This window comes from Pseudomonas jessenii (genome assembly GCF_002236115.1).
GTDB lineage: Bacteria > Pseudomonadota > Gammaproteobacteria > Pseudomonadales > Pseudomonadaceae > Aquipseudomonas > Aquipseudomonas jessenii.
Map to the genome: position 1 here is coordinate 88,609 of NZ_NIWT01000009.1, position 18,563 is coordinate 107,171.

The following is an 18,563-nucleotide window of genomic DNA, read 5'->3' on the forward strand; positions in this document are numbered from 1 at the left end:
CTTCAATTGACGCGGGCGTCGGTTTCGAGAATTTCAGCGTCGGCGGACAGCGGCCGGCGCGGTGTGACCAGCTGATCGGAGTGCCCGTCGACCGGATGCCCGTAATGGGGCTGCGGTCCTTTGCCGACCAGTTTCATCATGTAGCCGATGCCCACCGTGAACACCGAGAAATAAATCACCACGAACAGCGCCAGCGAGATGCTCAACTGCGCGACGCTGTGATTGGACGCGGCATCGGCGGTACGCAGCAGGCCATACACCACCCACGGCTGGCGCCCGACTTCGGTGGTGATCCACCCGGCCAGCATAGCGATCAGGCCACTTGGCCCCATCCACAACATCAGGCGCAGGAACCAGCGATTGCGGTAGATGGCGCCGCTGCGGCGCAGGGCCAGGCCGAGCACGCCGGCCAGCACCATCAACATGCCCAGCCCGGCCATGACGCGGAAACTCCAGAAGACCACCGTCGCATTGGGTCGGTCCTCTTTCGGGAAGCTCTTGAGCGCCGGGATCTGCTTGTCGAGGCTGTGGGTCAGGATCAGGCTGCCCAGGTACGGGATCTCGATGGCGTACCTGGTTTTCTCGGCCTGCATGTCGGGGATGCCGAACAGCACCAGGGGCGTGGCTTCGCTCCCGTTGTTTTCCCAGTGCCCTTCGATGGCAGCGATCTTCGCCGGTTGATGTTCCAGGGTGTTCAAGCCGTGGGCGTCACCGACCACCGCCTGGATCGGGCAGACGATCAAGGCCATCCACAACGCCATCGACAGCATCTTGCGCACTTGTTTGGTGTCGTTGCCGCGCAGCAGGTGCCACGCCGCCGACGAGCCGACAAAGAACGCCGTGGCCACGAAAGCGGCAATCGCCATGTGCGCCAGGCGGTACGGGAACGACGGGTTGAACACGATGGCCAGCCAGTCCAGCGGCATCACCCGACCGTCGACGATCTCGAAGCCCTGGGGCGTTTGCATCCAGCTGTTGGACGCAAGAATCCAGAAGGTCGAAATCAGGGTGCCGATGGCGACCATGACCGTCGAGAAGAAGTGCAAGCCACGCCCTACCCGGTTCCAGCCAAACAGCATGACCCCGAGGAAACCGGCCTCGAGGAAGAAGGCCGTGAGCACTTCATAGGTCAGCAACGGCCCGGTGATGCTGCCGGCGAAGTCGGAGAAACGGCTCCAGTTGGTGCCGAACTCGTAGGCCATGACCAGCCCCGAGACCACGCCCATGCCGAAGTTGACGGCAAAGATCTTCGACCAGAAATGGTAGAGATCGCGGTAGGTGTCGTTGTGGGTCTTCAGCCAAAGCCCTTCGAGCACCGCCAGGAAGCTGGCCAGCCCGATGGTGATGGCGGGAAAGATAATGTGGAACGAAACCGTGAACGCGAATTGAATGCGCGCCAGGTCCAGTGCCTCCAGGTTAAACATGTCGATATCCTCATTGCGGCTGAAAAACGGCGGCACACGGCCGGGCCACCGTCAGGCCGGGGGCCTGCAGCCAACACAAGTCGAAAGGGTTAGGTGAGCGGCACCGGGCCGCCCCCGGTGCTACGCGGCGGAAGTCGAAATCAGGTTGCTGGCCTTCGCCTGCTCCAGCCGGATGGCGATGAACTTGGAAGTCGGGGTGAAGGTGCGGTCACCGTAACTTTCCAGCGGCACCAGCGGGTTGGTCTCGGGGTAGTACGCCGCTGCCTGACCGGCCGGAATGTCGTAGGCGATCAGGGTGAAACCGCTGACCCGACGCTCGCGCTCGTCGTCCCACAGCGCCACCAGGTCGACCTTCTGCCCAGGCTCAAAACCCAGCCGGCGAATGTCCTGCTCGTTGGCGAACACCACGTCGCGCATGCCGTACACCCCGCGATAACGGTCATCCAGGCCATACAGCGTGGTGTTGTACTGATCGTGGGAGCGCATGGTCTGCAGAATCAGGTGTGGCTTGACCGTCAGGTTGCGCACGCCCTCGCTGATCAGGTGCTCCGGCAGCACGCTCGGAGTGAACTGGGCCTTGCCGCTGGCGGTTTTCCAGATGCGCCTGGCCGCGTCGTTGGGCATGTGGAAACCGCCCGGATGCAGCAAGCGATGGTTGAAATCCTCGAAACCGGGAATGGTGTCGGCAATCATGTTGCGGATTCGGCCGTAGTCGCCGATGGCCCAGTTCCAGTCGATCGGGTGCTTGCCCAGTGTCGCGGCGGCGATGCCGGCAATGATCGCAGGCTCGGAGCGCAGGTGTTTCGACTTCGGTTTCAGTTGACCGTGGGAGATGTGGATCATGCTGAAGGTGTCTTCCACGGTGACGCCTTGCGGCCCTTCGGCCTGGATATCGATGTCGGTGCGGCCCAGGCACGGCAGGATCAGCGCTTCACGGCCGGTGACCAGATGGCTGCGGTTAAGTTTGGTGGCGATGTGCACGGTGAGGTCGCATTTACGCAACGCGGCGTGGGTGCGTGGCGTGTCGGGGGTGGCCTGGGCGAAGTTGCCACCCAGGGCGATAAACACTTTCGAACGCCCCTGCTCCATCGCGCCGATCGCCATCACGGTGTTGTGACCGTGCTCGCGAGGTGGCTTGAAGGAGAAGCGTTTTTCCAGGGCATCGAGCAAATCGGTGGGCGCCAGCTCGTTGATGCCCATGGTGCGGTCGCCCTGCACGTTACTGTGACCGCGAACCGGTGACAGGCCTGCGCCGGGACGGCCGACGTTGCCGCGCAGCAGCATCAGGTTGATGACTTCCTGCAGCGTCGGCACCGAGTGCGTGTGCTGGGTCAGGCCCATCGCCCAGCACATGATCACCCGCTTGGACCGGGCGTACATGCGGGCGGCGAGTTCGATGTCCGCCAATGGCATGCCAGACTGCTGCTCGATGTGCTCCCAACTGGTTGCGTCGACTTCGCCCAGGTAAGCGCCCATTCCCGAGGTGTGTTCGGCGATGAACTCATGGTCGAACACCGGTTCGCCGCCGCTGACCTGAGCTTCGCGCTCCCACTGCAGCAGGAACTTGACCATGCCGCGCATGACCGCCATGTCGCCACCCAGTGCCGGGCGGAAGTAGGCTGTGTTGGTCGGCTCGGAGCCGTTCATCAACATTTCGATCGGGTGCTGTGGATGCTGGAAGCGCTCCAGCCCGCGCTCCTTGAGTGGATTGATACAGATCACCTGGGCACCGCGCTTGACCGCTTCGCGCAACGGTTCAAGCATCCGCGGGTGGTTGGTGCCAGGGTTCTGACCGATGACGAAAATCGCATCGGCATGTTCCAGGTCGTCGAACACCACGGTGCCTTTACCCACGCCGAGGCTTTCGATCATGCTCACCGCGCTGGCTTCGTGGCACATGTTGGAGCAGTCCGGAAAGTTGTTGGTACCGTAGGCCCGGACGAACAGCTGATAGAGAAAGGCGGCTTCGTTACTGGCCCGGCCCGAGGTATAGAACTCGGCCTGGCCCGGCGATTCCAGCGCATTGAGGTGCCGGGCGATCAGCGCGAACGCTTCGTCCCAGGTGGTTTCCACGTAACGGTCGGCGGCCGCGTCATAGCGCATCGGGTGGGTCAGGCGGCCCTGATACTCCAGCCAGTAATCGCTCTGCTCGGCCAGCGCCGAGACACTGTATTTGTTGAAGAAGGCCGGGTCGACCAAACGGCCCGTGGCTTCCCAGTTAACCGCCTTGGCGCCGTTCTCGCAGAACTTGACCATGCCGTTTTCCGGCGACTCGCCCCAGGCACAACCGGGGCAATCGAACCCGCCGTTCTGGTTGGTCTTGAGCATGGCGCGAATATTCTTCAGCGCGTTTTCACTGCCCAGCCAGTTTTTGGTAACAGCAATCAGCGCGCCCCAACCAGCGGCGGCACCTTTGTAGGGTTTGTAGCGGTCGACTTGAGACATGGTACTTCTCCGTGACCTGATTCAGGCCATTGATCGTTTGACGGAGAAAGCATATGAACAGGGAATAATTATTGTCTAATCGCTATTTACGACCACATGATCGAGGATATTTATCATCGATATTTATTGTTGTTTATCAATAGCTTATAATATTTAACCAGCCGTTAACGTTGCAACTTTATCCATCATAGATGCACTCGATCAACCGGTTACTAATAGTGATTGGACGGGCCGACAAGTTGCTCTTAGCCTGCGCACAACAAATCCGTTTTCAGCGCTCCTACACCTGCGCTCAATAAATCCGTTATCGGCGCAATATTTGTAGGAGCGAGCTCTGCTCGCGATGGACTCAAGAGCACCGCGTTCAGCCAGCACGAACGCGTAATCGTTAACGACCATCGCGAGCAGAGCTCGCTCCTACACGGAACATTCATTCAATGCGTGCCAAGCGAGGGTGTCATGTCAGAACAAGTCTTGATCGATGGATTCTCCCGGCGCGTGGACTATCTGCGGATGTCGGTCACCGACCGCTGCGATTTCCGTTGCGTGTATTGCATGGCCGAGGACATGCAGTTTCTGCCCCGCCAACGGGTGCTGACCCTGGAAGAGATTTATCAACTTGCACAAAGCTTCGTGGCGCTGGGCACCCGCAAGATCCGCCTCACCGGGGGCGAGCCGCTGATCCGTCCGGGCGTGGTGCAGTTGTGCGAGAAGATCGCCGCCCTGCCCGGCCTGCGTGAACTGTGCATGACCACCAACGGTTCGCAGCTGGCCAAACTGGCCGGGCCGTTGTTCGAAGCCGGGGTCAAGCGTCTCAACATCAGCCTCGATTGCCTGGACCCGCAACGTTTTCGCGAACTGACCCGCACCGGTGACCTGGCGCAGGTGATCAAAGGCATCGACGCGGCCAACCAGGCGGGATTTCGCAACACCAAGCTCAATTGCGTGGTGATGAAAGGTCGCAACGACCATGAGATCAATGATCTGGTGAGCTTCGCCATCGACCGTAACCTCGACATCTCCTTCATCGAGGAAATGCCGTTGGGCACCATCGACGAGCACAGCCGCGCCGAATCGTTTTTCGCAAGTGCCCAGGTCCGCGAACGCATTGCCGAACGCTACACTTTGATTGATTCCGCCGAGTCGACCCAGGGTCCGTCGCGCTACTGGCGCCTGGCCGAGGCGCCGCAGATTCGCCTGGGGTTCATCTCACCCCACAGCCACAACTTTTGCGGCACCTGCAATCGGGTGCGGCTGACCGTGGAGGGACGTCTGCTGCTGTGCCTGGGCAATGAGCACTCCGTGGATCTCAAGGCGGTCTTGCGCAGCCACCCCGGACAGCCCGAGCGCCTGGAAAAAGCCATTATCGAGGCGATGAAACTCAAGCCTTATCGACACAACTTCGAAGTGAACGACGATGTTCAGGTCATTCGCTTCATGAACATGACGGGCGGCTGAAACCCATGATCGTGAGACCCAAACCCAACCTGATCGGCGTGCTGACGTCCCTCAAGGGTTCGATTGCCAAACGCATCGCCTGGCGCAGCCTGATGGTGACACTGCTCGCCTCGGCCATCGTGCTCATCGAAACCTTGCATCCCAGCTACTTTTCCAAGGTCAGCGCCACGCCCTTCACGCTGCTGGGTTTGTCGCTATCGATCTTCATGAGCTTTCGCAACAACGCCTGCTACGACCGCTGGTATGAAGCGCGCAAGGCCTGGGGCGATGTGATCGTGGAGATCCGCTCGATGATTCGTGAAACCCTGGTGATCAAGGACACCGCTGAGCGCCACACGATCCTCAGCAACCTCTGCGGCTTCGCCCATGCCCTCAACGCGCGCCTGCGCCAGGAAAACGAAATGGCCGCCAGTGGCGACTGGCTGCACCCGATGCCCAAGGGCAACACCACGGACATCAGCGGGCAGATACTGATGCAGGTCGGTCAACAGTGCTCGTCACTCAACGAATCCGGGGCGATCAACGACTGGCGCTACACGCTCATGGCCAACCATCTGACCAGCCTGACCCATGCCCAAGCCGTCTGTGAACGGATCAAGAACACCCCGCTACCCTTCCCCTACACCTTGCTCCTGCACCGCACCATCTACCTGTTCTGCATCCTCTTGCCCTTTGCCATGGCCGAACCCCTGGGCTGGCTGACACCGATTTTCACCGCGATTGTCAGCTACACCTTTTTCGGCCTGGATGCGATTGCCGATGAACTGGAAGACCCCTTCGGCCGCGACGAAAACGACCTGCCCACCGATGCCATCGTGCGCAATATCGAGCGCGATGTACTGGCGGCCCTGGGTGTGACGGAACTGCCACCGCAACTGGAGCCGGTGGATTTTGTGTTGAACTGAGACTCAGGAAACACACAAATTCTGTGGGAGCGAGCTTGCTCGCGATAGCGGTCTGCCTGCCAACATCTCTGTTGGATTTGCCGGCCTCATCGCAAGCAAGCTCGCTCCCACAGGGATTGTGGCCGGCCGCAAGGTTGACATTCACTGAAGATCAAAACTGTGGGAGCGAGCTTGCTCGCGATAGCGGTCTGCCTGCCAACATCTCTGTTGGATTTGCCAGCCTCATCGCGAGCAAGCTCGCTCCCACAGGGATTGTGGCCGGTCGCAAGGTTGACATTCACTGAAGATCAAAACTGTGGGAGCGAGCTTGCTCGCGATAGCGGTCTGCCTGCCAACATCTCTGTTGGATTTGCCGGCCTCATCGCGAGCAAGCTCGCTCCCACAGTTTGTTTGCGGAATTCAGAACAGCTCACTGAAGGGAATAAACCGCGCCGTGTCGCCAGCTTCCAGCGTGCAACCTTCCTGCACTTCCACCAGTCCATCGGCCCAGGATGCGCCCAGCAACACGCCGGAACTCTGGTTCGGATAGAGCACCGCGCGACCGGCTTCGAGTTTCGCTCGCAGGTACTCGCGGCGGCTTCCGGGTTTGGGCCAGGCAAAGCCGACCCTGACCGGGAAGCTCAAAGGCTCGACGTCTTCGACACCCTGAATCCGCAACAGATAAACCCGGGCCAACAGACCGAAAGTGACCAACGCCGAGGTCGGATTGCCCGGCAGGCCAATCACCGGCACGCGGCCGAAGTGGCCCACGGTCAATGGCTTGCCGGGTTTGATCGAGAGTTTCCAGAGCAACGGCTTGCCGCACTCGCGCAGGACCTGGCCGAGGCAGTCGGCGTCACCGGCGGACACGCCGCCCGTGCTGAGCATCAGGTCCGCCGTGTGTTGCAGTTGTTCGAGTTTGAGTCGCGTCTGGCGTGGCTCGTCGGGGAGAATGCCGGCCTCGATGACCTCGCAACCCAACGCATTCAACCAATGGCTCAACAATGTGCGGTTGCTGTTGTAGATGCTGCCGGGCTTGAGCGGTGTGCCCGGATCGACCAGTTCATCGCCGGTGGACAGCAACGTCACCCGTGGTCGCCGCACTACCTGCACATGGGTACAGCCCTGCGCTGCCGCGACCGCCAGTTCGAACGGACCGAGACGCTTGCCGGCGCGCAGCAGCACATCGCCGACGCGGTTCTCCTGACCTTGCGGGCGGATGTTGCTGCCGGCGCTCAATGGCTGCTTGAAGCGGATACGTCCGTCATCCAGTACTTGCGTGTTCTCCTGCATCTCCACGCCGTTGGCACCCGGCGGAACCGGGGCGCCAGTGAAGATGCGCGCGCAGGTTCCCGGTGCCAGTGCTTGGGGGGCGTGACCGGCAAATACCTGTTGCGACACGGTCAGCGGTGCCCCGTCCCAACCGTCGACATTCAGGGCATAGCCGTCCATGGCGCTGTTCGGCCACGGCGGCAGATCGAGGGTCGCCACCAGGTCATTGGCCAACACCCGTTGCCGTGCGGCACTGAGCGGCACCGCTTCACTGTCTTCAATCCACTGTGCCTCGGCCATTGTCAGCAACCGTTCGATGGTATCCTCCACCGGCATCAAGGGTGAATAGCTCATCCGCGCGTCCCGCAAGTTTGCATCGGCTTGAGGTGCGGTACGAAATTGCACGGCCGGTGGCGCGCGTCGAGTTGCTCGGCGAGGATGCCTTCCCACGCGGTGCGGCAGGCGCCCGTGGAACCCGGCAGGCAGCAGACCAGCGTGCCATTGGCCAGCCCGGCCAATGCCCGGCTCTGCACCGTCGAGGTGCCGATGTCGAGGATCGAAATCGCCCGGAACAGCTCACCGAAGCCTTCGATCTGTTTATCCAGCAAACAGGCCACTGCCTCAGGTGTGCTGTCGCGGCCGGTAAACCCGGTGCCGCCCGTGATCAGCACCACCTGGATACCGTCGTCGGCAATCCAGTTCGCCACCTGCGCGCGGATCTTGTACAGGTCGTCCTTGAGCAGGTTGCGCTCGCTGAGGGTGTGGCCGGCTTCCAGCAAACGACTGACGAGTAATTGGCCGGAAGTGTCATTGGCATATTCGCGGGTATCGCTAACAGTCAACACGGCAATATTCAGGGGTATAAACAATGCATCCGGTTTGACGCTCATGGGGTTCTCCGGCAGATATTGATTAAATGACTTCCGGAGACTAATTCGATAATTCAAGCCGTGTCTAATCACTCTAACCAACCAGACTATCGAGCCAATCTATCAATATAAAAAGACCAGAAACAACAGCAATGATAGAGCCCGTCGATAACACCTTAGATAGCAGTGATTGGACGCACACCGAAGACAATGAGATCGTCTCGGCTCACGATTTCTGCCTCGCCTTGTGTCTTGCGCACCTGAGTCAATACTTAACCCTTCACTCCCCCGCCAGCAGGTGCCGTCATGGACATCAAACAACTCAAGTTCCTGATCGCCCTGGAGCAGACCCGCCACTTCGGCCAAGCGGCCGCGCGCTGCCACATCACCCAGCCCACGCTGTCGATGCGCCTGCGCAACCTGGAGGATGAACTGGACCTGGTGCTGGTCACCCGAGGCCAGCGCTTCGAGGGTTTTACCGAGGCCGGCGAACGGGTGCTGGCGTGGGCCAGGACCCTGCTGGCCGCCCACGACGGGCTCTTCGCCGAGGCCGCCGCGTGCCGGGGCCAGCTCGTGGGCAACCTGCGCCTAGGGCTGGTACCCCTCAGCAGCTTCAACCCGGTCACCTACATCCAGGGCCTGTCCCGCAGCTTTCCCGAGCTCAAGTACAGCCTGTCGTCTTTAAGTTCCGACCAGATCATCGAGGGCCTTGGCAACAATCAGCTGGACCTTGGCGTGTGCTACCTCGATCACGTCAACCCGAGCTATTTCGAGTTTTTCGAGATCGGCGAAACCCGCGTCGGCCTGCTGTACGACAATCGCCACTTCCATTTCGACGGCACGCAAATGAGCTGGGAGGACGCCGCCGAACTGCCGCTGGGGATGCTCAGCAACGGCATGCACTACCGCAAATCCATCGACCTGAGCTTTCGCAGCCGCGGACTGGACCCGCAACCGATCCTGGAAAGCGATTCGACTTACCAGTTGCTGCAGGCGATTCACGAGGGTTTCTGCTGCGCGATCATGCCGCTGGACAGTGGCCTGGAAGAGCCCATCGAACACCTGGCGTTCATCGAATTGCCGGATGCCAGCGTACTCGCGCCCCTGGGCCTGGTGATGCGCAAGACCGAACCGCGTTCGGCGATTGCCGAAAAGTGTTTCGCCGAAGCACGAACGTTATTCAGCCGGACTGACTGATCAAGTTTCGGTTTTAAAAAAAAACCGAACCGGACATGTTTGCCCAGTTTGATAGACATCACCAATCGGCACATCGGAACAAGCGATTGGACGCTGTTTAAAGTTACCCGTAGCCTGAACTTAATTCAGCGCTTCGAGGTTCTTTTCATGTTGTGCCAAGTTGAACAAACTGATGTTCGAAGCGACACCAATGCCCCCGCGCCCCAACCGTTGAGTGTGAACTTTCGCGAGTACGACAACGCCGCGTCAGTCTGTCAGGCGGCGCTGGCATCAGAGATTGCACTGGCAATCACCTACAACGGTCTGAGTCAGGCGGTGATGATGGTGTCGCCGGGCAACCTCGAAGACTTCATCCGTGGCTTCAGCGTCAGCAACGACATCGTTGAGGACCAGAGCGAAATCTACGACTTGCGCCTCACCCGATTCGACCAGGCCGTTCAAGCCGACGTGCAGATCTCCAGCCGCGCATTCTGGGCGCTGAAGAACCATCGTCGGCAAATGGCCGGTACCAGTGGCTGCGGGCTGTGCGGTGTGGAAGCGCTGGAGCAGGCCTTGCCGAAACTGCAGATTCTCGATCCGGTTGCCCTGCCGCCCGCCGAGCATTTCATCGACATCCGCAACCGCATCGAACAGGCCCAACAAATGGCCCGCAGCAGCGGTGCGCTGCACGCGGCGCTGTACTTCGACCCCCAAGGCAACGCGCTGATCTGCCGCGAAGACATTGGCCGCCACAACGCGCTGGACAAGTTGATCGGTGCCCTGCAGCACGCCGGCATCGACAGCCGTTACGGCTTCACCGTAGTCACCAGCCGTTGCAGCCTCGAACTGATCCACAAGGCCGTCAGGGCCAGGCTCGGTACGCTGGTCAGTCTGTCGGCACCCACCGCCCTGACCGTGCAATGGGCAATCAAACATCGCCTCAACCTGATTCACATCCCCCACCGCAACGCACCACGCATTTACAGCCCGGCATGATGCCTTCACCTGATCACCGCGCTGGCAAGCGCAGGAAACTCCCATGACAGACATTTCAGATGCATCGCCCAATGGCCTGACCCACCTCGACAGCCAGGGTCGCGCCAACATGGTCGATGTCAGCGAAAAAACCTCGACGCTGCGTGAAGCCCAGGCCCAAGCCTGGGTGCGGATGCGCCCGGAAACCCTGAAGCTGATTCAAAGCGACGGCCACCCCAAGGGCGACGTATTTGCCGTGGCGCGGATCGCCGGAATCATGGCGGCAAAGAAAACCCATGAGCTGATCCCGCTGTGCCACACCCTTCTGCTCAGTTCGATCCACGTCGAACTCAAGGCCTGCACTCCGGACAGCGTGAAAATCCTCAGTACGTGCCGCGTCGAGGGCCAGACCGGGGTCGAACTCGAAGCCCTGACCGCCGTCAGCGTGGCGGCGCTGACCCTCTATGACATGTGCAAGGCGGTAGACCGGGGCATGGTCATCGATGACATCCGCCTGCTGAGTAAACAAGGTGGCCGCTCCGGTCATTTCAAGTTCGAGGACGCACAATGATCCTGATCAATTACTTCGCCCGCTACCGCGAGCAGCTCAACCTGGGCGGTGAAAAACTGCCCCTGACCGACAGCCTCAAGACCATCGAGGACGTGCGCCGACTGCTGATGGCTCGCGGTGAGGTGTGGAGCCATGTGCTGGGTGAAAGCAACCTGATGTGTGCGCTGAACCAGGAGCTGTGCCATCCAGACCGGGTGATCGAGGACTATGACGAGATCGCCTTTTTTCCACCGGTCACCGGGGGTTGAGACATGACGGTACGGGTCCAGCGTGAAATGTTCGACGTCGGACGGCTGATCGACAGTCTGCAGGCAAACGATCCGGGTGTGGGTGCCGTGGTCAACTTCGTCGGCTATGTGCGCGACATCAATCAGGGAGAGGCGGTCAGCGGGTTGTTTCTGGAGTACTACCCGGGCATGACCGAACGTTCGCTGCAAAAAATCGTCGACAATGCCAGGGCCCGATGGCCATTGAGGGCCGTGCAGATCGTGCATCGGATCGGCCCGTTGTCGATCAGCGAGCCGATCGTGTTTGTCGGCGTCAGCAGCCCCCATCGTCAAGCCGCTTTCGAAGCCTGTGCATTCATCATGGACTACCTGAAAACCGACGCGCCGTTCTGGAAACGCGAAGACGTGGCGTCCGGCGCACGCTGGGTCGATGCCCGTGACAGCGACCGGTCAGCCGTCGAGCGCTGGGCAGATAGGCCACATGAGGCGGCTATGCAACGCGCTCCGGCCTAGCTACAGTCATCGGCTCAAAGCTTTTCTGCACAAGGAGTTTCCGCTTGAGCCCCACGCCCTCCCCGATCACGCAACAGGATGTATTGCAACCCCGGTCCATCAGCCTGCGCGAAGCCTTCCTGTTCTGGCTCAAGCTTGGTTTCATCAGTTTCGGCGGGCCGGCGGGGCAGATTTCGATCATGCATCAGGAGCTGGTCGAACGCCGGCGCTGGATCTCCGAGCGGCGCTTTCTGCATGCCCTCAACTATTGCATGTTGCTGCCCGGGCCTGAGGCTCAGCAGTTGGCGACCTACATCGGCTGGCTGATGCACCGGACCTGGGGCGGTGTGATCGCTGGCGTGCTGTTTGTATTGCCTTCGCTGTTCATCCTGATTGCGCTGTCCTGGGTGTACATCGCCTTTGGTGACGTGCCCGTGGTCGCCGGACTGTTCTACGGGATCAAGCCTGCGGTCACGGCAATCGTGGTGCAGGCGGCTCACCGGATCGGCTCGCGGGCGCTGAAGAACGGCTGGTTATGGGGCATCGCCGCCGCGTCCTTCGTGGCCATCTTCGTGCTCAATGTGCCGTTTCCGTTGATCGTGCTCGGCGCGGCGGTCATCGGTTATTTCGGCGGGCGACTGGCACCGGAAAAATTCAGGACCGGTGGCCACAGCGCTGCGAAACGCTCCTACGGCCCGGCAGTGATCGACGACGACACCCCAACCCCCGGACACGCCCGCTTCAGTGGCTGGAAACTGGCGCGTCTGGCCGTGATCGGTGCGATCTTGTGGACACTGCCCATGGCCATGCTCACCGCGTTGTTCGGCTGGGAAGGCACGCTGACCCAGATGGCCTGGTTCTTCACCAAGGCCGCGCTGCTGACCTTTGGTGGCGCCTACGCGGTGTTGCCGTATGTCTACCAGGGCGCGGTCGGCCACTACGGATGGCTGACGCCGACGCAGATGATCGACGGCCTGGCGCTCGGTGAAACCACGCCGGGTCCGTTGATCATGGTTGTCGCCTTCGTCGGTTTTATCGGCGCCTACGTGCATCAGGTCTTCGGCCCGGATCAGGCCTTCGTTGCCGGCGCCATCGCCGCGACGCTGGTGACCTGGTTCACCTTCCTGCCCTCGTTCCTGTTCATCCTCGCCGGCGGGCCGTTGGTGGAATCGACGCACAACGAACTCAAGTTCACCGCGCCGCTGACGGCCATTACGGCCGCCGTGGTGGGCGTGATTCTCAACCTGGCCTGTTTCTTTGCCTACCACGTGCTGTGGCCCAAAGGCTTCGAAGGAGCACTGGACTGGCCTTCGCTGCTGATCGCGATAGTCGCGGGCGTTGCATTGCTTGGATTCAAGCGCGGGGTGATCGAGGTGTTGATCGGCTGCGGGTTGATCGGCCTGGGTGTGCACCTGATGTTCTGAAGCAAACATTTACACGCGCCGCAATCCTCCCTAGTATCCAGCCATCCCCCGGATGGCTTGTGCTACTGGCCACCGACGATTTCCGCCGCCGGAAACCTGCGCCATGCGTACTTTGCCGTCAGAACAGCACCTGCTGAACCTCTCGATCCAGGCCACCTCGCTGCTGGCCGTGGACGGCATTGCATGAAGCGCATCGTCAACCTGCCCATGGCCCTGCGCCGCTCCAAACTGCGTCACTCCGCACGTCCGCCGGATAGCGCCCTGCTCGCCTGATCGGCGAGCCCCCTCCTTCGCTATCCCTGCGTTTGCTCAGCGTATGCAATCCCTGTGGGAGCGAGCTTGCTCGCGATAGCGGAGTGTCATTCGACATCAACGTCAATAACACTCCGCTATCGCGAGCAGGCTCGCTCCCACAGGTTGCGCACTTTGACTGACAGGCATTGAGTTTCTTTCAATTTCGTGTGGACACCGCCATGACTCAACGTTGCAATTCCTACTACACCGCCACCCTCAACCAGGACACCGATTACCCGACGCTGCAAGGCCGGCACCGGGTTGACGTGGTGATCATCGGCGGCGGCTTCACCGGCGTGGCCACCGCCGTCGAGCTGGCGGAAAAAGGCCTGAAGGTCGCCATCGTCGAAAGCCACAAGATCGGCTGGGGCGCCACCGGGCGCAATGGCGGCCAGGTCACCGGCAGCCTGTCGGGCGATGAAGCCATGCGCAAACAGATGCGCCGCACCATTGGTGATGAAGTCGATGATTTCATCTGGAACCTGCGCTGGCGCGGGCACCAGATCATCCGGCAGCGCGTGGAAAAATACGGCATCGCCTGCGACCTCAAGCACGGCCACCTGCACGCCGCATACAAACCCGCGCACATGGCCGGCTTGCGCAAGGATTACGAAGAGGCGGTGCACCGTGGCATGGGCGACGAGGTCAGCCTGCTCGACCGCAACCAGGTGCGCGATCTGCTGCAAAGCGACCTCTACCACGGCGCGATCAAGAACACCCGCAACATGCACCTGCACCCGCTCAACCTGTGCATCGGCGAGGCCCGCGCAGCCGAAAGCCTCGGTGCGTTGATCTTCGAGAACAGCGAAGTGCTGGAGATCATCCATGGGGACACGCCTGGAGTGCGCACCGCCCACGGATACATCGACGCCAACCAGGTGCTGCTGGCCGGCGACGTCTACCACAAGCTGGAACCGGGCAAGCTCAAGGGCAAGATTTTTCCGGCCATGGGCGGCATCGTCACCACTGCGCCGCTGGGCGATCTGGCCAGACAGATCAACCCCGAAGACCTGGCGGTCTATGACTGCCGCTTCGTGCTCGATTACTACCGCCTCACCGCTGACGGTCGCCTGTTGTTCGGGGGCGGCGCCAACTACAGCGGCAAGGATTCGCGGGACATCGCCGCCGAGCTGCGTCCGTGCATCGAGCAGACCTTCCCGGCGCTCAAAGGCGTGGCCATCGATTACCAGTGGAGCTGCGCGATGGGCATCGTGATCAACCGCATCCCACAACTGGGCAAGCTGTCGGACAACGTCTGGTATTGCCAGGGCTACTCCGGCCACGGCATCGCCACCACCCATATCATGGGCGAAATCATGGGCCGTGCGATCACAGGAAAACTGGAACAGTTCGACACCTTCGCCGCCTGCCAGCACATCCGCGTGCCCATGGGCGACCTGCTCGGCAACCCGATGCTCGCCGCCGGCATGTGGTACTACCAGATGCTTGAGCGACTGCGCTGAGGTTACTGGCCAATACATTCAACATGGATGTTGTTTGTGCTGGCCTGGAGATTTGTGGTCGACATCGATTCCTGTAGGAGCGAGCCTGCTCGCGATGGCGGTGTCTCATTCAGCAGTGATGTCGGCTGAAAGTACGCCATCGCGAGCAAGCTCGCTCCCACAAAGACCCACTCAAGCCTGCACCACCTCGATCCCCAGCGCCCGGTAATCTTCAACATTGCCAGACGCCACATGCCGTTCGGTGATCAGCGTGTGCACGCGGTTGCAAGGCGCGACGACAAAGGGTTCCACCGCCCCGAGTTTGTCCGCCGTGGTGACGGCAATCACGTGAGAGGCACAGTCGAGCATCGCCTGTTTCACCGGCACCTCATCAAAATGCAGTGAGCTCAAGCCCACCTGCGGATGAATCGCGCAAACCCCGGTAAACAGTAGATCGGCCTTGATGCCCGCCAGCAGCCGCAGGGTTTCGTGGCCGCTGGCCGACATCGTCGCCGGGTTGAGCTGGCCGCCCGCCAGAATCACCTTGATGCCTTTGTATTCGGACAAGGTGATGGCGGTCATCGGCGACGCGGTGATCGCGGTAATGGCGATGTCCGCCGGCAGCGAACGCGCGATCTGCAAGGTGGTAGTGCCGGAGTCGAACACCACGATCTGACCGTCTTGCACCCGTCGCGCAGCCAGTTGCGCCAGATGGGTTTTCACCTCATCGGTTTCACTGATCCGGGTGAAATAGTCCTTGCCCGTGTCCTTGGGACGCGGCAACGCCCCGCCATGCACCCGCTGCACCAGGCCGACACTGGCCAGTTCCGCCAGATCCCGGCGGATGGTGTCTTCGGACACCGCGAAATGCTGGCTCAACTCCGAGGCCATGACCTTGCCGTCTCGTTCGAGGATCAACAGGATTTTTTGCCGGCGTACGGATGGAAGTTCGGCAGCGGAATGGTTGTCGTGCATGTTTTTGCCCGCTTATGCGTGAAATTGCGCTCTTCGGCGAGATTAGCCAAAGCACGGGACAAACACAAACGGGCGGCCGGGCAAACACCTCCAAGTATCATTTTTTTCGATCTTTCAAATCATTACGCCGAATTTTTTATTTTGCTGTGACCTGTTCAAGATAGCGCCGTCACTCATGTTTCGGATGGAAACCTCATGAATATCAATTTTGCTTTTGCGTGCATGATCGTGGTCTCGTTCACGATTGCGCTGGTACACGCCTGACCGACAGGTCGTGAGACGTCAAGTTGTGCAAGGTCGCGGTAAAACGCCTGACAGATCAGAAATATGCTCTATAACCAGTGGTGACACGATTTCCGATCAGGGGAACTGGAAGACTCCTCCGGAAGTTGATCTCTAAAAAAGCTGCGGACAATTGAGTGCCCGCCAGGAGACACCACCCATGAAAGCTCTGAAAATCGCCGCCAGTGATGGCGCCTCCGAATGTTTCCTGAACGCCCGGGAGGTAGTCCCGCTCAGTCAAACCGACTTCACCGACGTCGCCGTGGCCGTGGTGTCGGTCAATGATGTGTTGGCTGGAGCGTTGGACGTCATTCAGCGCACCGGTTTTGATGTGCCGATTTTCCTGGTGCCGTCCCCCGGCACCAGCACCCGCCCCCGGGAGGTCTACAAACACCTCAATGACGTGCTGCTGCAGGTGAACGGCATCTTCGACCTGTCCCCCAGTAACGTCGAATACCATGGCAACCAACTGGAGACAGCGGCCAAAGCCTATGAAGAAAGCCTGCTGCCGCCCTTCTTCGATTCGCTCAAACGGTACACCGAGGCGGCCAACGCAACCTTTGCCTGCCCCGGTCACCAGGGCGGCCAGTTCTTTCGCAAGCATCCGGCGGGGCGACAGTTTTTCGATTTCTTCGGCGAGACGCTGTTTCGCGCCGACATGTGCAACGCCGACGTCAAGCTCGGCGACCTGCTGATCCACGAAGGCCCGGCGCTGCTGGCGCAGAAACACGCCGCGCAGGTGTTCAACGCCGACAAGACCTACTTCGTGCTCAACGGCACCTCGGCGTCGAACAAGGTGGTGACCAACGCCCTGTTGACCCCCGGCGATCTGGTGCTGTTCGACCGCAACAACCACAAATCCAACCACCAGGGCGCGCTGTTGCAGGCCGGCGCCACGCCGGTGTATCTGGAAACCGCGCGCAACCCCTACGGCTTCATCGGCGGCATCGACGCCCACTGTTTCGACGAAGACTATCTGCGCGAACTGATCGCCGAAGTCGCCCCGGACAAGGCGCAACTGCCACGGCCGTTCCGCCTGGCGATCATTCAACTGGGCACCTATGACGGCACCGTCTACAACGCCCGGCAAGTCGTCGACCGCATCGGCAAGCTGTGTGACTACATCCTGTTCGACTCGGCGTGGGTCGGCTACGAGCAGTTCATCCCGATGATGAAAGACTGCTCGCCGCTGTTGCTCGACCTCAACGAGAACGACCCGGGCATCTTCGTCACCCAGTCGGTGCACAAACAGCAGGCCGGTTTTTCCCAGGCCTCCCAGGTGCACAAGAAGGACCGCCACATCAAAGGCCAGGCGCGCTATTGCAACCATCACCGGCTCAACAACGCGTTCATGGCCCAGGCGTCCACCAGCCCCTTCTACCCGCTGTTCGCTTCGCTGGATGTGAATGCGCGCATTCACTCGGGCCGCAGCGGCCTGCGCCTGTGGGAAGACTGCGTGAAGTTCGGCATCGAAGCGCGCAAGTTGATCCTCGAAGCCTGCACCATGGTCCGCCCGTTCGTGCCGGATACCATTGAAGGGCGCGCCTGGGAAGACTATCCAACCGAAGACATTGCCAATGACATCCGCTTCTTCGAGTTCCATCCCAAGGACCGCTGGCACGCCTTTGCCGGCTACGCCGAGAAGCAGTACTTCATCGACCCGTGCAAGTTGCTGTTCACCACGCCGGGCATCGACCCGGTGGATGGCAGCTACACCGACTTCGGTATTCACGCCGGCATCCTGGCCAACTTCCTGCGCGAGAACGGCATCGTTCCGGAAAAATGCGACCTCAACTCCATCCTGTTCCTGCTCACCCCGGCCGAAGACTGGGCGAAGATGACCCACCTGGCCGCGCAGATCGCCCGCTTCGAGCGCTTCATCAGCGATGACGCACCGATGAGCCGGGTGCTGCCGGCCATCTACGCGCAGCATCAGGAGCGCTATCGCAACTACACCATTCGCCAGCTCTGCCAGGAAATGCACGACCTGTACCGCCACCACAATGTGCAGCAGTTGCAGAAGGACATGTTCCGCAAGGAACACTTCCCGAAAAAGGCCATGAACCCGCAGCAAGCGCAAATCGAGTACATCCGCGGCAACGTCGAACTGGTGGCGTTGGCGGATGCCGACGGGCGCATTGCGGCCGAGGGTGCGTTGCCTTATCCGCCGGGGGTGCTGTGCGTGGTGCCGGGTGAAATCTGGGGCGGCGCGGTGCTCAAGTACTTCCTGGCCCTGGAAGAAGGCATCAACCGCTTGCCCGGCTTCACGCCGGAGCTGCAGGGTGTGTACCTGAAGCAGGAAGGCGGTCGTACCCGGGCGTATGGGTACGTGATCAAGGCCTGATGGCATGCA

At 60.7% G+C, this 18,563-nt stretch carries 15 protein-coding genes; 10 read left to right on the plus strand and 5 right to left on the minus strand.

What is annotated here, in order from left to right; all coding sequences use genetic code 11:
- Positions 1 to 2: 2 nt before the first annotated feature.
- Entirely contained in the window at positions 3 to 1,424 is a 1,422-nt protein-coding gene (locus PSJE_RS27145) for a cytochrome ubiquinol oxidase subunit I (RefSeq protein WP_090456118.1), read from the minus strand.
- A 120-nt stretch (positions 1,425 to 1,544) separates the two neighbouring features.
- Complete coding sequence (locus tag PSJE_RS27150; protein ID WP_090456120.1) at positions 1,545 to 3,869, minus strand: FdhF/YdeP family oxidoreductase; 2,325 nt, start codon at positions 3,867 to 3,869, stop codon at positions 1,545 to 1,547.
- A gap of 459 nt (positions 3,870 to 4,328) precedes the next feature.
- Between PSJE_RS27150 and moaA the strand changes: the two genes are divergently transcribed.
- Both moaA and PSJE_RS27160 read left to right on the plus strand, forming a co-directional pair.
- Entirely contained in the window at positions 4,329 to 5,327 is a 999-nt protein-coding gene (gene moaA / locus PSJE_RS27155; protein ID WP_090456122.1) for a GTP 3',8-cyclase MoaA, read from the plus strand.
- Between the two features lie 5 nt (positions 5,328 to 5,332).
- Entirely contained in the window at positions 5,333 to 6,232 is a 900-nt protein-coding gene (locus PSJE_RS27160; protein WP_090456124.1) for a bestrophin family protein, read from the plus strand.
- A gap of 399 nt (positions 6,233 to 6,631) precedes the next feature.
- On the opposite strand, the gene PSJE_RS27165 is transcribed toward PSJE_RS27160, so the two are convergent.
- Positions 6,632 to 7,837: a molybdopterin molybdotransferase MoeA gene (locus PSJE_RS27165; protein WP_090456126.1), complete on the minus strand. Its 1,206-nt coding sequence runs from the start codon at positions 7,835 to 7,837 to the stop codon at positions 6,632 to 6,634.
- On the minus strand, positions 7,834 to 8,373 hold the full coding sequence (moaB, locus tag PSJE_RS27170; protein ID WP_090456128.1) for a molybdenum cofactor biosynthesis protein B: 540 nt from the start codon (positions 8,371 to 8,373) through the stop codon (positions 7,834 to 7,836). Before moaB ends, PSJE_RS27165 begins: the two co-directional genes overlap by 4 nt.
- A 285-nt stretch (positions 8,374 to 8,658) precedes the next feature.
- On the opposite strand from moaB, the gene PSJE_RS27175 reads away from it, so the two are divergent.
- The 7 genes from PSJE_RS27175 to PSJE_RS27205 all read left to right on the plus strand — a co-directional run bounded on the left by PSJE_RS27175 (position 8,659) and on the right by PSJE_RS27205 (position 14,974).
- A complete protein-coding gene (locus PSJE_RS27175) occupies positions 8,659 to 9,549 on the plus strand; it encodes a LysR family transcriptional regulator (RefSeq protein ID WP_090456130.1) in 891 nt (296 codons plus the stop codon).
- A 147-nt stretch (positions 9,550 to 9,696) separates the two neighbouring features.
- Positions 9,697 to 10,524, plus strand: a complete 828-nt coding sequence (fdhD, locus tag PSJE_RS27180) for a formate dehydrogenase accessory sulfurtransferase FdhD (RefSeq protein ID WP_090456132.1) — start codon at positions 9,697 to 9,699, stop codon at positions 10,522 to 10,524.
- Positions 10,525 to 10,567: 43 nt separating this feature from the next.
- Positions 10,568 to 11,074: a cyclic pyranopterin monophosphate synthase MoaC gene (gene moaC, locus PSJE_RS27185; RefSeq protein WP_090456134.1), complete on the plus strand. Its 507-nt coding sequence runs from the start codon at positions 10,568 to 10,570 to the stop codon at positions 11,072 to 11,074.
- The gene (gene moaD / locus PSJE_RS27190; RefSeq protein WP_090456136.1) at positions 11,071 to 11,322 is read left to right on the plus strand and encodes a molybdopterin converting factor subunit 1; all 252 of its coding nucleotides are present in this window, start codon (positions 11,071 to 11,073) and stop codon (positions 11,320 to 11,322) included. The genes moaC and moaD overlap by 4 nt, the downstream gene beginning before the upstream one ends.
- 3 nt (positions 11,323 to 11,325) lie before the next feature.
- On the plus strand, positions 11,326 to 11,814 hold the full coding sequence (gene moaE, locus PSJE_RS27195) for a molybdopterin synthase catalytic subunit MoaE (protein WP_090456138.1): 489 nt from the start codon (positions 11,326 to 11,328) through the stop codon (positions 11,812 to 11,814).
- Positions 11,815 to 11,858: 44 nt separating this feature from the next.
- Positions 11,859 to 13,217, plus strand: a complete 1,359-nt coding sequence (gene chrA / locus PSJE_RS27200; RefSeq protein WP_090456140.1) for a chromate efflux transporter — start codon at positions 11,859 to 11,861, stop codon at positions 13,215 to 13,217.
- A 473-nt stretch (positions 13,218 to 13,690) separates the two neighbouring features.
- Positions 13,691 to 14,974, plus strand: coding sequence for an NAD(P)/FAD-dependent oxidoreductase (locus PSJE_RS27205; RefSeq protein WP_090456142.1), 1,284 nt, complete (start codon positions 13,691 to 13,693; stop codon positions 14,972 to 14,974).
- A 171-nt stretch (positions 14,975 to 15,145) separates the two neighbouring features.
- On the opposite strand, the gene PSJE_RS27210 is transcribed toward PSJE_RS27205, so the two are convergent.
- Positions 15,146 to 15,928: a DeoR/GlpR family DNA-binding transcription regulator gene (locus tag PSJE_RS27210; protein WP_090456143.1), complete on the minus strand. Its 783-nt coding sequence runs from the start codon at positions 15,926 to 15,928 to the stop codon at positions 15,146 to 15,148.
- A gap of 442 nt (positions 15,929 to 16,370) precedes the next feature.
- Between PSJE_RS27210 and speF the strand changes: the two genes are divergently transcribed.
- Positions 16,371 to 18,554: an ornithine decarboxylase SpeF gene (gene speF / locus PSJE_RS27215; protein WP_090456145.1), complete on the plus strand. Its 2,184-nt coding sequence runs from the start codon at positions 16,371 to 16,373 to the stop codon at positions 18,552 to 18,554.
- Positions 18,555 to 18,563 lie beyond the last annotated feature (9 nt).

Coding starts and splice junctions, on each gene's coding strand:
- PSJE_RS27210 (WP_090456143.1), bottom strand. CDS start 15,928: ATGCACGACAACCATTCCGCTGCCGAACTTCCATCCGTACGCCGGCAA.
- PSJE_RS27175 (WP_090456130.1), top strand. CDS start 8,659: ATGGACATCAAACAACTCAAGTTCCTGATCGCCCTGGAGCAGACCCGC.
- PSJE_RS27150 (WP_090456120.1), bottom strand. CDS start 3,869: ATGTCTCAAGTCGACCGCTACAAACCCTACAAAGGTGCCGCCGCTGGT.
- PSJE_RS27205 (WP_090456142.1), top strand. CDS start 13,691: ATGACTCAACGTTGCAATTCCTACTACACCGCCACCCTCAACCAGGAC.
- moaB (WP_090456128.1), bottom strand. CDS start 8,373: ATGAGCGTCAAACCGGATGCATTGTTTATACCCCTGAATATTGCCGTG.
- moaA (WP_090456122.1), top strand. CDS start 4,329: ATGTCAGAACAAGTCTTGATCGATGGATTCTCCCGGCGCGTGGACTAT.
- moaE (WP_090456138.1), top strand. CDS start 11,326: ATGACGGTACGGGTCCAGCGTGAAATGTTCGACGTCGGACGGCTGATC.
- PSJE_RS27145 (WP_090456118.1), bottom strand. CDS start 1,424: ATGTTTAACCTGGAGGCACTGGACCTGGCGCGCATTCAATTCGCGTTC.
- fdhD (WP_090456132.1), top strand. CDS start 9,697: ATGTTGTGCCAAGTTGAACAAACTGATGTTCGAAGCGACACCAATGCC.
- speF (WP_090456145.1), top strand. CDS start 16,371: ATGAAAGCTCTGAAAATCGCCGCCAGTGATGGCGCCTCCGAATGTTTC.
- moaD (WP_090456136.1), top strand. CDS start 11,071: ATGATCCTGATCAATTACTTCGCCCGCTACCGCGAGCAGCTCAACCTG.
- moaC (WP_090456134.1), top strand. CDS start 10,568: ATGACAGACATTTCAGATGCATCGCCCAATGGCCTGACCCACCTCGAC.
- PSJE_RS27165 (WP_090456126.1), bottom strand. CDS start 7,837: ATGAGCTATTCACCCTTGATGCCGGTGGAGGATACCATCGAACGGTTG.
- PSJE_RS27160 (WP_090456124.1), top strand. CDS start 5,333: ATGATCGTGAGACCCAAACCCAACCTGATCGGCGTGCTGACGTCCCTC.